Source organism: Gilliamella sp. B14384G10 (assembly GCF_016101685.1).
Taxonomy (GTDB): domain Bacteria; phylum Pseudomonadota; class Gammaproteobacteria; order Enterobacterales; family Orbaceae; genus Gilliamella; species Gilliamella apis_A.
The window spans coordinates 133,061-146,238 of the sequence record NZ_JACFQA010000002.1 but is presented as its reverse complement, the minus strand read 5'-3'; the positions used below and the strand labels follow the sequence as shown (position 1 = coordinate 146,238).

Here is a 13,178-nt window from a genome sequence, read left to right as displayed (position 1 = left end):
TTAATTTTAGAGCCTATTATTTGTCTTCAATCACAGTTGCTTTTTTAATATAGATTGGTTCAACAGGGACATTTTGATGTGGTCCCATGCGTTTTGTAGCGACATTAACAATTTTATCAACGACATCCATTCCTTTAATGACTTTACCAAAAACAGCATAACCATATTGGTCTGGTGATTGGTAATTAAGAAAATCATTATTGACAACATTAATAAAGAATTGGCTAGTTGCACTATCTACAACATTGGTTCTTGCCATTGCGATAGTTCCGCGATCGTTTTTCAAGCCATTATTGGCTTCATTTTTAATTGGTTGTTGAGTTTCTTTGAATTTTAATTGATCATCAGCGCCACCGCCTTGAATCATAAATCCAGGAATGACTCGATGGAAGGTTAAATTTTCATAATAACCGCTATTGACATAATCAAGAAAATTTTTCGTGGTAATTGGTGCATGTTCACTATCTAATTCAATTTCAATATCGCCCATACTGGTTTGTAATAATACTTTGCTATCAGCCAAGGCGACAGTTGAAAAAAGGCTTAATAGTAATGATATAAGTAATAGTTTGATTTTTTTCATTTAACAAATCCTTACTCCAAAATAGTGGGCAAATTATACCGAATATTAAATGAATTGAAATGATTAATATGACTAATTAACTAAAATTCTGGGTGATAGATTCCAATATTGCGATTAATAAATAAAAAATAGTTTTTATTTATTATAATTCATTTTATTAGTGAGTTTATTTTCTATTTTCTTTGTATTTTTAAGCATATTTTGTAGATAAAAAACCTGTTCCTCAAAATTTTTTGCTAAGCGATGAATCATTATGCGATGTATTTTATGTAATATGCCTTTAGTGTTGCCTCATCATGGGATTTGTAGTCAATGTGTTAAAAACTTACCAAAATTTAATAAGATTTGTTATCAATGTAGTCTTCCTCATTCATTATCAACCAAAATCTGCTATCGATGTCGTGATAATCGGCCTTATTGGGATGAAATGATTGCTGTAACAGAATATATGGCACCGTTAAAAAGATTAATTCAACATTTAAAATTTTATCGAAAAACTGAGTTAACTAATGCTCTGGCTAGATTAATGTTTTTAGCGTGGTATCAACGACGGTTGAGTAGTGGTTTGGTTAAACCCGATATTGTAACTTGTGTTCCATTGCACCATTTTCGTTATTGGTTTAGAGGATTTAATCAAGCGGCATTATTAGCGAGACCAATAGCCAGATGGCTTAATTGTGATTTTCAACCTTATCTGTTATCACGAAAGTCAGTGGCACACGATCAAAAGTATCTATCGCTTAAGCAACGAATAGCCAATGTTGAAACCTTATTTAGTTGCCGCGATGATTTAACCAATCAATCGATAATGCTTATTGATGATATTGTTACTACCGGCAATACCATAAATGCCATTAGCCAACAGTTAAAACATTGTGGGGCAAACTATATTCAGGTAGTTTGTTTATGTCGCACCATCTTGTAAAATCTAAAACACCCCCTATAATGACCAACAAGGTTAGTCAACTATTATCGATGATGTTAGTGATGATTAATGTCAATCGTGTCAAAGTGAGGGATTATGTCTATTATTACCATTTCTGAATCAGCGCAACAACATTTTAAAAAATTACTTGCTAATCAGCCTGATGGTACACAAATTCGGGTTTTTGTTATTAATCCTGGCACACCATCAGCAGAATGTGGGGTTTCATATTGCCCAGCAGATACTATAGAAGATAGCGATATCGAAGAACAACAACAAGCAGGTTTTGCTATTTATATTGATGAAATTAGCGCTCCTTTTCTAGAGGAAACGGTGATTGATTATGTAACAGATGAATTAGGTTCTCAATTAACTTTGAAAGCGCCGAATTCAAAAATGAAAAAGGTTGCCGATGATGCGCCGTTAATTGAACGCGTCAATTATGTTATTCAAGCACAGGTTAATCCACAATTAGCTAGTCATGGTGGTCATGTGAGTTTGGTTGAATTAACCGATGATAATTATGCGATATTACAATTTGGCGGTGGTTGTAATGGTTGTTCGATGGTCGATTACACTTTAAAAGAGGGGATTGAAAAACAACTACTTACTGAATTCCCTGAACTGGCAGGCGTAAAAGATATTACCGAACATCAAGCTGGAACCCATTCATATTGTTAAAAAATTTTCGATTTACATCTTGCTTATTGCTGTGATTAAGTCATAATCGCATAATGTTTGCCAATTCACATCATGATGGGGTTATATGAATCAAGTTAGTATTATTTCAGATCTTATCGTTTGGATTGAAAAAAATTTGGAGCAACCCTTATCTATTGATAATGTCGCCCAGAAATCAGGTTATTCGAAGTGGCATTTACAACGGATGTTTAAAGAAGTAACTGGTCAAGTACTTGGTACTTATATTCGTCACCGCAGATTAACTTATGCGGCATTATCTTTGCGCATGACAAGTAAACCTATTTTAGATATTGCTATGCAATATCGTTTTGATTCGCAGCAAACTTTTACTCGTTCTTTTAAAAAGCAATTTAATGAAACACCAGCAAGTTATCGTCGTGGTGAATTTTGGGATCCTACCGGGTTAACTCCTGCTATTGAATTAAATAAAAATCGACTTTCTTTACCTGAGCCTAAATTTGTGAATATGCCGAAACAAACTTTTTGGGGGATCTCTTACAAAAATAATTGTAATTTGAGTCAAATTTTAGATGAAGAAAATAAATTAAGATCGCAGTTTTTTCAAAATTATTTATCCCATTATGCTCACAATAGCGACAGTTTACCGGATAAGATTTTTGCTTTTAGCCGTATCTTGAAAAGTAAAGATAATGCTAATGAACAAGAACTTTTATATACAATTGCCTTAGATCATAATAATAATCTTGAGCATATAGAACCAATTGTTAATGAAGGTGGTTTATATCTTTGTTTTAAATATATCGGTTCGCTAGAAAATTTCAGCGATTTTATTTCTCAAGTCCATTTGGCTGCAATGCCAGCATTGAAAGTTCGGTTACGCACTTCAAGCTGTTTAATTGAGATTCATCATAATCATCATGATGATACGATTAAATGTTTTGAAGATATTCATACTATGGAATGCGATTATTGTGTACCTGTGGTTGCAGATGATGAAGTCAATATCCAGTCAAACTTGTTATAGTCTACTTTAACTAGTTTTTATAAATATTGACTATTATTTTATTTATCTGATTTCAATAGAATGTTTTCCAACCACACTTTAAATTCAGGAGTTGCTTCTTTTAAACTATTCGATCCTCTGGTCACAGTGGCAATGCCAATTTTCAATTGCTCTTTAAGTTGGCGTTGATTAATTGAGCCATCCAGTAATGAACGGACAATTTTAACTCTTGTGATTAATGCATCCCGCTCATCAGCTGTCATCAGTAATTTCAATATATCTAATGAATAACCGCTATTAAATGCTTGGTGTAATATTTCAACCGTTTGGTTCCATTCTTTAGTTTTCATGTAATGCACCATTAATATTGTCTATTAAATTCGTTTGTTGTCAGTATATGAGGGTGTTGATTTCCTAAAATATATTGGTAAATATAATCATAAACTAATACACTTTTGACATAATTTCGAGTTTCATTAAAGGGAATACTTTCAATAAATGCGATAGCATCAAGTTTTCCATTACTATTATTCAACCATTTTTTTACTCGGCCAGGACCTGCATTATAGGCCGCCGAGGATAAAATACGATTGTTATCATTTTGTAAATAAACGCTATTTAAAAAATAAGTACCTAACTGTATATTCGTTGTCGGTTCAAACAGTTGGCTTGGTGAATAATAGGTAATATTATTGATTTTTTTGGCTGTTTCCTTAGCTGTTGCTGGCATTAATTGCATTAAACCACTGGCTCCAACTGGAGACTGTATCATTGTGTCAAATGCACTTTCTTGCCGAGTTATTGCTAAAGCATAAGATAGTGGAATCGCTTTATCTTTCAAGGCATCATTATATAAGTTTTTATACATGATAGGTAGGCGTTCAGTCCAATTATCCCATAATTTACCTGATATTGTTGCTTGTATACTTAGTTCTCCCCAACCTTTCTGATAAGCGTATTTAGCTAAATCTAAATATTCATTTTCTGCTGCTTGGTTTTTAAGTACATATCGCCATTCTTGTTTTGACTCCGTTAACATACCTAATAATCTTAATTCTTTGATTCTAATGACATATGGTTGCTGGTCATACTTGGCTTTTAGTGCATTGACTTCTGTACTCAGGATCTTTTTCGATAAATTATTGATACTATATGGTTGATTAAGAGCTTGTGCACTTACCATTCCGTAAAAACCACGTTTATTAGTTAAACTTTTTAAGATATGTTTTGCTTCGTTAGTTTTTTTGTTATTGAGTAATATTCGAGCGTGCCAGTATTGCCATTCTTCTTTTAATTGATCTTCTGGAGTTAGTTGTTTTAGCCAATGTGCAATATCTTTGTAATTATTAGCATCAATAGCCATGCGAATACGTTTTTCAACTAAAGTCGAGTTATGACTTTTGCTAATATAATTATCCCGCCATTTTATCTGTTCTGGGGTTGCTGAATCACTAAAATAACTATTGGCTAAGCTTTGTTGTAATCTAATTTGCTCATCATCAGTGAAATTCTGTTTTTCAATTAGTTGTGGTAATAATGCTGCAGCCACATTTTTGTCAGCTTTAACTAACCGAGGGTAAGAAGCTAAGACAATTTTTTTTGTGAAGGTGCTCGTTTTGATATTTTTTGAAAAAGCTTCAATTTTTCGTGGATTATCGAAAATAGCTAATAAATGATTTTTGGTTGTTTGATAGTTATCATCTAGTAAGTTGGTTAAATGGCGAGCTAATTTTAAATTGTTGTTTTCCAGTGCAAGTTCTATACGTAACAAAATAAGATTTGCTGTGCGTTTACCACTTTTTGACCATGTATCTAATAAAGGATCACAAGCTGAAGGTAATTCTTTACCTGTTAACCATAGCGATTCGACATTATCTAACACTGATTTGTCTTGATGTTGCTGTAATTTTGCATACTGGTATCGACAATTAGAAGCAATAGAATTATCTATAGGAAAAGTGATAATTGCATTCCAGTCTTGACGATTAGCCAGCTCAGTTATATAAGCTTGAGTTAATGACGATGTTAATGGGAAATCATGATATTTTTTTGCAAAATCACTTACTGCTTGTGTTGATACTGTTTTAATATTATTTTGAAAAAATTGCACGGCAGCATAAGGGTATAATGGATAGTTTTTTAACTGTTTTAGTAATGTTTGTTGTTCATCAAAAGTTAATGATTGATAAGTATTTTGCCACTTTTGATAATTTTGTCGCAAATCACTCAAAGTAGGCTCTGCAAACACACTTTTAGCCCAAAGTATGCTTAATATCAAACACCAACGTATTACTAAATTCATTCTTAAACTCCTGTATCAAATTAGCTTATTAGATTAGCATATTCCCGTATATTTCGTCGATGAAGAACTGATAACTTAATTCCCACTAAAATAGTCAACTAAATACTTGACTAAAAATAAAGGATATATAAAATATTTACTGTTAAATATAGGGGAATGATTAATGAAATTGACATCAAAAGGGCGATATGCAGTGACAGCTATGTTAGATGTAGCACTGCATTCAGAATCAGGCCCTGTTTCACTTGCTGATATTTCAGAACGTCAGGAAATCTCACTATCTTATTTAGAACAACTGTTTTCGCGATTGCGTAAAAATGGTTTAGTTTCAAGTGTTAGAGGTCCTGGTGGTGGTTATGTACTTGGCCGTAGTATGGAGCAAATTGCGATTAGCTCAATTGTAAAAGCTGTTGATGAAACTGTTCATGCGACTAAATGCCACGGTAATACCGGATGTCAAAACGGTGTAAGATGCCTTACCCATAGCTTATGGAATGACTTAAGTGAACGAATCAATGATTTTTTGACCAGCATCACTTTAAGCGAATTGGTTAATAATCAAGAAGTGAAAGCCGTCTCTAATCGACAAAGTCATCTTCATCAAAACAGAATTAATTAAAAATACAGAATTTGTAATTGGGAGTAATTAATGAAATTACCTATTTATATGGATTATGCAGCAACAACGCCTGTAGATCCAAGAGTAGCTGAAAAAATGATGCAGTATTTAACACCCGATGGTGTTTTTGGTAATCCCGCTTCTCGTTCACATAAATTTGGTTGGCAAGCAGAAGAAGCAGTTGATATTGCACGAAATCAAATTGCTGACTTAATTGGTGCCGATTCACGTGAAATTGTATTTACTTCAGGTGCGACAGAAGCAGATAACTTAGCCATTAAAGGTGCGGCTCATTTTAATCATGCTAAAGGTAAACATATTATTACCTGTAAAACTGAACATAAAGCAGTGCTTGATACTTGTCGTCAATTAGAACGAGAAGGTTATGAAGTGACTTATTTAGCACCAGAATCAAATGGTATTCTTGATCTTGATAAACTGGCTGCGGCGATGCGTAATGACACAACTGTTGTATCAATTATGCACGTTAATAATGAAACTGGTGTTATTCAGGATATCGAAAAAATCGGTGAAATGTGTCGTGAAAGAGGTATTGTATTTCATGTTGATGCAACTCAGAGTGTTGGTAAATTACCAATAGACTTAACCAAATTAAAAGTTGATCTTATGTCGTTTTCTGGACATAAGATCTATGGACCAAAAGGCATTGGTGGACTTTATGTTAGACGTAAACCGCGAGTACGTATTGAAGCCCAAATGCATGGTGGTGGACATGAACGCGGTATGCGTTCTGGTACTTTACCGGTACACCAAATTGTGGGTATGGGTGAAGCATACCGTATAGCAAAAGAAGAGATGGCAACAGAAATGCCACGTCTTTTAGCACTAAAAACTCGTTTATGGAATGGATTAAAAGATATTGAAGAAGTCTATCTTAATGGTTCATTAGAGCATGGTGTGGCTAACATTTTAAATGTTAGTTTTGCTTATATTGAAGGTGAATCTCTCATGATGGCGCTAAAAGATTTAGCTGTATCATCTGGTTCAGCATGTACTTCTGCAAGTTTAGAGCCATCTTATGTATTACGGGCGCTGGGACTTAATGATGAACTGGCCCATAGCTCAATAAGATTTTCATTTGGTCGATTTAGTACAGAAGAAGAAGTAGATTATGTAATCAAATTAATCAAAGATTCTATCGGTAAATTAAGAGATCTTTCTCCGCTTTGGGAAATGTTTAAAGATGGTGTTGATTTAACAAAAATTAAATGGTCAGCCCATTAAAAATTAGGAGTAAATTATGGCATACAGTGAAAAAGTCGTCGATCATTATGAAAATCCTCGCAATGTAGGTTCTTTCGATCAAAATGATCCGAATGTTGGAAGTGGTATGGTTGGTGCACCAGCATGTGGCGATGTAATGCGATTACAAATTAAAGTTAATGATGATGGCATTATTGAAGATGCCAAATTTAAAACTTATGGCTGCGGTAGTGCAATTGCCTCAAGTTCATTAGTGACTGAATGGATTAAAGGTAAATCATTAGATGAAGCTGAAGCAATAAAAAATACTGATATAGCAAAAGAATTAGCTTTACCTCCGGTTAAAATTCACTGTTCAATTTTAGCTGAAGACGCCATCAAAGCAGCAATTGATGACTATAAAACCAAAAAAGGACAACGTTAATGGCAATTACATTAACTGATAGCGCAGCAAATCGAGTTCAGGCCTTTTTAGCTAACAGAGGTAAAGGTGTTGGGCTTCGGTTAGGCGTTAAAACTTCTGGCTGTTCTGGAATGGCTTATGTATTAGAATTTGCTGATATTATTAATGATGATGATAGTGTTTTTGAAGATAAAGATGTCAAAGTTATCGTTGACAAAAAGAGCTTAGTTTATATTGATGGAACAGAGCTTGATTTTGTCAAAGAAGGTCTAAATGAAGGCTTTAAATTCAATAACCCTAACGCTAGCAATGAATGTGGTTGTGGCGAAAGTTTTAATGTTTAATGGGACATGAATTGTGATTAATTACTTTGAATTATTTCAATTACCAATCCAATTACCTATTGATAGTGGTCAGTTAACGGCCAACTATCAACAATTGCAACGTCAATATCATCCCGATAACTTTACCAATGCAAATGATAATGAAAAAATGGCCATTATTCAGAAATCAGCGATGATCAATGATGGTTATCAGACCCTGAAAAATCCGATAAAAGCGGCTGAATATTTTTTGTCTTTGCAAGGTTTTGATGTGGCAACAGAGCAAAATATTATTCATGATGCCGATTTCTTAATGGAACAATTTAGTTTGCGTGAAAAATTGGACGATATTGAAAATCAGAATAATGTTGATCTGTTAGATGATTTTCATTCCGAAATTTCGCAACGAAAAAAACAAGTCTATCATCAGCTATTGCAACATATGTCCCAACAAGATTGGCAAAACGCAGTTAATCAAATCTATAAACTCCGTTATCTGACTAGATTGATTGAACAGATCGAAAAGTTACAAGAAAAGCAATTTGCTTTATAATTTAAGATTAAGTAACACATCAATTAGAGATAGATCAAATGGTATTATTACAGATTAGTGAACCGGGACAAACACCAGAACCCCATCAACGTCGATTAGCTATTGGCATAGATCTAGGTACAACTAATTCTTTAGTGGCAACAGTTCGTAGTGGGCAAGCAGACGTTTTACCTGATTTAGACGGTAATGCATTATTACCATCGGTTGTGCATTATGGCCTAGACTATGATGATAATACTATTATTACGGTCGGTAAAAATGCTAAAACTAATGCAGCCAATGATCCATTTAATACGGTTAGTTCCGTAAAACGCTTAATGGGAAGAAGTTTAACTGATATTGATAGTTCGCGCTTTCCTTATACTTTTTCACAAACTGATAATGGTGTTCCTTTATTAAATTTACCTAATCAACAAGTTAATCCAGTACAAGTTTCAGCTGAGATTTTGATTGCTTTGGTTGATCGAGCTAAACAAAGCTTAGGTGGTGAGATTGATGGTGCAGTAATAACAGTTCCCGCTTATTTTGATGATGCGCAAAGACAAGCAACTAAGGATGCAGCTAAATTAGCCGGATTACATGTTTTAAGATTACTGAATGAACCAACAGCTGCTGCTATCGCGTATGGCTTAGATTCAGGTAAAGAAGGTGTTATTGCTGTTTATGATTTAGGTGGTGGAACATTTGATATCTCTATTTTACGCCTACATAAAGGTGTATTTGAAGTTTTAGCAACTGGCGGCGATTCAGCACTTGGTGGTGATGATTTTGACCGATTACTTGCTGATTATTTAAAAACGCAGTTAGGTTTAAATAACAATTCTGACCCATATATAAACCAGAAAATTATCGATGAAGCTGTTAAAATTAAAATTTTACTAAGTCAGCAAGATTCTGCTTTAGTAAATATACAAGGGCAGTCTTTCTCAATAACCCGTAAACAATTTGAAGACTTAATTGAGCCTCTAGTTAAACGAACATTGGCTGTTTGTCGCCGAGCGTTGAAAGATGCGCAAATTGATTTTGATGAAGTTAGTGAAGTTGTGATGGTCGGTGGTTCAACTCGAGTGCCATTAGTAAGACAATTAGTTGGTCACTATTTCAAAATAGAACCATTAACGTCGATTGATCCCGATAAAGTTGTTGCCATTGGCGCAGCAATTCAAGCTGATATATTGGTTGGCAATAAACCTGATTCTGATATGTTATTGCTGGATGTTATTCCTTTATCATTAGGGATTGAAACTATGGGGGAATTAGTTGAAAAAATTATTCCTCGTAACAGTACAATTCCATGCGCTCGTGCACAAGAGTTTACCACATTTAAAGATGGTCAAACGGCGATGATGATTCATGTTTTGCAAGGTGAACGAGAAAGTGTTGCCGATTGCAGGTCGTTAGCAAAATTTACTTTGCGAGGGATCCCTCCTATGCCTGCAGGTGGTGCGCATATTCGAGTTACCTTTCAAGTCGATGCTGATGGTTTATTGAGTGTCACTGCAATGGAAAAATCGACAGGGATTGAGGCGGCGATTCAAGTTAAGCCTTCTTATGGACTGTCTGAACATGAAATTGCTAGCATGATTCAAGATTCAATCAATTATGCAAATCAAGATAAACAACTAAGAAAGCTCGCCGAACAGAAAGTAGAGGCAGCCAGAGTCCTTGAAACATTACAATCTGCTCTAGATAAAGATGCCGATTTATTAAATGAAGAAGAACTTAATCTTATCTTGAATGCTAAACAACAATTGCAACAAGCAACGGAATCTGATGATTGTTCTTTGATTGAGCAGCAAATAAAGATTGTTGATAACGCAACACAAACCTTTGCTGCTAAACGTATGAATAGATCAATACGTGATGCCTTAACAGGGCATAGCGTTGATGATATTTAACCAATGAGATTATTATGCCAAAAATTACCTTTTTACCAAATGCTGAGCTTTGTCCTGAAGGAAAAACTGTTGAGGCTGAAGAAGGCGAATCGATATTAGATGTCGCTTTGCGCAATGATATCGAAATAGAGCATGCTTGTGAAATGTCTTGTGCATGTTCAACTTGTCATTGTATTGTTCGAAAAGGATTTGACTCACTTGAGGAAAGTGATGAACAAGAAGATGATATGCTAGATAAAGCTTGGGGTGTCGAGCCTCATAGTCGTTTAAGTTGCCAAGCTAGGGTGACCAATGAAGATCTTGAAGTGGAAATCCCAAGATATAGCCTAAATCATGCTAAAGAAGATCATTAATTAGTCGCCTTGATGGCGACATCATTCTGTGAAAACGCCTTTCCTCAAATTTTTTGCTTGTGATAATTATCACATTTTCTTTACCTAATTTACTTAACTGCTTTTAACTTAATAACGATTCTGATATAGTCGTAGTCTAAACATATGCTTAAAAATAAACAGGTGTTTATGAATAAAAGAGAAAAGCAGATCCTCACGATTATTCGCAAAGATCCCTTCATCCAACAACAAGCGATTGCTGAAATGTTAGGCATTACCCGTTCTAGTGTCGCTGGTTACATTATGACTTTGACTCAAAAAGGTTATATAAAAGGAAAAGGTTATCTTTTGTCTGAACATAATCATGTAGTTGTTGTTGGTTCTTGTAACATGGATGTGACTGGATATTCAGATGAAAAATTAGTTTATCAAGATTCTAATCCAGGTAAGATTCGTTGTACTCCTGGTGGTGTGGGGCGAAATATTGCTGAAAATTTGGCGCTTTTAGGACTTGATACCCATCTTATCTCAATGATTGGTGATGATTTTTATGGTGCCCAGCTTATTGAACATACCCGAAAAGCAGGTGTTAATATGGAGCATTGCCATGTAATAAAAGGCGACAGTACTTCAACTTACCTCTCTCTGCTTGATGAATCAGGAGAAATGGTGATAGCTATTAATGATATGGATATTATTAACAAACTAACACCAAGTTTATTAAATGAATCTAAGCAGTTAATTCAGCATGCTAAATTACTAGTTATCGACTGTAATTTGCAACAAGAAGCATTAACATGGCTGTTTAATAATGCTGGGGAAGTGCCTATTTTTGTTGATACTGTATCTGCATTTAAATCTCATAAGATTAAAGCTTGGTTGTCATATATTCATACTTTAAAACCTAACCGACTAGAAGCCGAAATTTTAAGTGGAATAAAAATCGAAACTAATGACGATATTCCTAAAGTGGTTGACTGGTTCCATCAGCAAGGTGTGCAACGAATTGCAATTAGTGCTGGTGCTGATGGTGTTTATTATAGCGAAATCAATGGTGATCGTGGTTGGTCTGCATCCATTCCAACTGATATTGTCAGCGTTACTGGTGCTGGTGATGCCATGCTTGCAGGGCTTGTTCAAGGTTACTTGAATGGACTGAGTTTTTATCAAAGTGTGCGATTTGGTCAAGGTTGTTCGGCATTAACATTATCATCTGAATTTACTAATAATCCTAATTTATCAATTAATTGTGTTCAAAATATTTTGGAGTCCCTTTCATGAACAATGTGTCTAAATATAATCAATATCTTGATATTTCGCCTGAAGTTAAACAAGCTCTTGAAAATAATCAACCGGTTGTGGCATTAGAATCTACCATTATTTCACATGGTATGCCATATCCACAAAATGTTGAAACTGCATTAAAAGTAGAAGAAATTGTCAGAAAAAATGGCGCAATACCTGCCACTATTGCTGTAATTAATGGTCGTTTAAAAGCTGGTTTGTCAAAAGAAGAGATAACAATTCTTGGTAAAGAAGGATTAAATGTAACTAAAGTGAGTCGTCGAGATTTACCAGTAGTTGTAGCTAATAAACAAAATGGTGCAACTACCGTTGCCGCAACTATGATTATCGCTGAATTAGCCGGTATTCGTGTGTTTGCAACTGGTGGTCTAGGTGGTGTTCATCGTGGGGCAGAACATACATTTGATATTTCAGCTGATCTCCAAGAACTTGCGAATACTAGTGTTGCAGTTGTTTGTGCTGGTGCTAAATCAATTTTAGATTTAGGTTTAACTATGGAATATCTAGAAACATTTGGTGTTCCTGTGGTTGGCTATCAGACTGATAAACTACCATCATTCTTTAGTCGAACCAGCCCATTTGATGTTAGTGTCAAACTAGATAGTGCAAAACAAATAGCTGACATGATTAAGGTAAAATGGGATTTAGGCTTAAATGGTGGGGTTGTGGTTGCTAATCCTATTCCAACAGAATATGCAATGGATGAAGAGTTAATTTCAACAGCAATTGAAAAAGCATTAAAAGAATCAGTTGAACAAGGCATTAAAGGTAAAGAAACTACCCCATTTTTATTGGCAAAAGTGGTAGAATTAACTGGTGGTGATAGTTTAGAAGCAAATATCAACCTAGTCTTTAATAATGCAAAATTAGCTTCTGAAATTGCGATGAATTATTGCAATAGCAAATAAATTTAATGCAAATAAAGATTGTATTTTGTAATCTAAACTGCTTTTAAATAATGAAACAGCATCACTATGATTACTGTTTCATTATTAGCTAATCAATTAGATAATTATACACAAGTTTTTATAATTACTCCTTGCAT

Annotated in this window: 15 protein-coding genes; 12 read left to right on the top strand and 3 right to left on the bottom strand. The window is 34.6% G+C overall.

Translation table 11 applies throughout. The features are described 5' to 3' along the window. Positions 1-16: 16 nt before the first annotated feature. Positions 17-583, bottom strand: coding sequence for a peptidylprolyl isomerase (locus H3T54_RS05010; protein ID WP_198221248.1), 567 nt, complete (start codon positions 581-583; stop codon positions 17-19). A gap of 253 nt (positions 584-836) precedes the next feature. Here H3T54_RS05010 and H3T54_RS05005 point away from each other — a divergent pair, with 253 nt between their 5' ends. The 3 genes from H3T54_RS05005 (at position 837) to robA (ending at position 3,195) form a co-directional block, all read left to right on the top strand. Further along, positions 837-1,508, top strand: a complete 672-nt coding sequence (locus H3T54_RS05005) for a phosphoribosyltransferase family protein (protein ID WP_198221246.1) — start codon at positions 837-839, stop codon at positions 1,506-1,508. Between the two features lie 102 nt (positions 1,509-1,610). Further along, positions 1,611-2,189, top strand: coding sequence for a Fe-S biogenesis protein NfuA (gene nfuA, locus H3T54_RS05000; protein ID WP_110447046.1), 579 nt, complete (start codon positions 1,611-1,613; stop codon positions 2,187-2,189). 85 nt (positions 2,190-2,274) lie between these two features. Further along, positions 2,275-3,195, top strand: coding sequence for an MDR efflux pump AcrAB transcriptional activator RobA (robA, locus tag H3T54_RS04995; RefSeq protein WP_065651351.1), 921 nt, complete (start codon positions 2,275-2,277; stop codon positions 3,193-3,195). Between the two features lie 38 nt (positions 3,196-3,233). Here the strand turns inward: robA and trpR are convergent, their stop codons facing one another. Then, entirely contained in the window at positions 3,234-3,524 is a 291-nt protein-coding gene (trpR, locus tag H3T54_RS04990) for a trp operon repressor (RefSeq protein ID WP_207463508.1), read from the bottom strand. Between the two features lie 11 nt (positions 3,525-3,535). Then, complete coding sequence (gene sltY, locus H3T54_RS04985) at positions 3,536-5,476, bottom strand: murein transglycosylase (protein WP_198221244.1); 1,941 nt, start codon at positions 5,474-5,476, stop codon at positions 3,536-3,538. Positions 5,477-5,639: 163 nt separating this feature from the next. Here sltY and iscR point away from each other — a divergent pair, with 163 nt between their 5' ends. From iscR to H3T54_RS04940, 9 genes are all read left to right on the top strand, one after another. Beyond that, positions 5,640-6,095 carry a Fe-S cluster assembly transcriptional regulator IscR gene (gene iscR / locus H3T54_RS04980; protein ID WP_065577890.1) on the top strand — a complete coding sequence of 152 codons (456 nt, stop codon included), beginning with the start codon at positions 5,640-5,642 and terminating at the stop codon, positions 6,093-6,095. A 30-nt stretch (positions 6,096-6,125) separates the two neighbouring features. After that, complete coding sequence (locus H3T54_RS04975) at positions 6,126-7,340, top strand: IscS subfamily cysteine desulfurase (RefSeq protein WP_065577889.1); 1,215 nt, start codon at positions 6,126-6,128, stop codon at positions 7,338-7,340. 16 nt (positions 7,341-7,356) lie between these two features. Next, positions 7,357-7,743, top strand: a complete 387-nt coding sequence (iscU, locus tag H3T54_RS04970) for a Fe-S cluster assembly scaffold IscU (protein WP_034884104.1) — start codon at positions 7,357-7,359, stop codon at positions 7,741-7,743. Further along, entirely contained in the window at positions 7,743-8,066 is a 324-nt protein-coding gene (gene iscA / locus H3T54_RS04965) for an iron-sulfur cluster assembly protein IscA (RefSeq protein WP_065577888.1), read from the top strand. Before iscU ends, iscA begins: the two co-directional genes overlap by 1 nt. Positions 8,067-8,079: 13 nt before the next feature. Next, positions 8,080-8,598 carry a co-chaperone HscB gene (gene hscB / locus H3T54_RS04960; protein ID WP_198201684.1) on the top strand — a complete coding sequence of 173 codons (519 nt, stop codon included), beginning with the start codon at positions 8,080-8,082 and terminating at the stop codon, positions 8,596-8,598. 38 nt (positions 8,599-8,636) lie between these two features. Continuing rightward, positions 8,637-10,496 (top strand): Fe-S protein assembly chaperone HscA, encoded by a 1,860-nt coding sequence (gene hscA, locus H3T54_RS04955; RefSeq protein ID WP_198221242.1) that lies wholly within the window; start codon positions 8,637-8,639, stop codon positions 10,494-10,496. Positions 10,497-10,510: 14 nt separating this feature from the next. Next, entirely contained in the window at positions 10,511-10,849 is a 339-nt protein-coding gene (fdx, locus tag H3T54_RS04950) for an ISC system 2Fe-2S type ferredoxin (RefSeq protein WP_065577886.1), read from the top strand. Positions 10,850-11,017: 168 nt separating this feature from the next. Further along, the gene (locus H3T54_RS04945) at positions 11,018-12,109 is read left to right on the top strand and encodes a PfkB family carbohydrate kinase (RefSeq protein ID WP_198221240.1); all 1,092 of its coding nucleotides are present in this window, start codon (positions 11,018-11,020) and stop codon (positions 12,107-12,109) included. Further along, the gene (locus H3T54_RS04940) at positions 12,106-13,041 is read left to right on the top strand and encodes a pseudouridine-5'-phosphate glycosidase (protein ID WP_198221238.1); all 936 of its coding nucleotides are present in this window, start codon (positions 12,106-12,108) and stop codon (positions 13,039-13,041) included. Before H3T54_RS04945 ends, H3T54_RS04940 begins: the two co-directional genes overlap by 4 nt. Positions 13,042-13,178 lie beyond the last annotated feature (137 nt).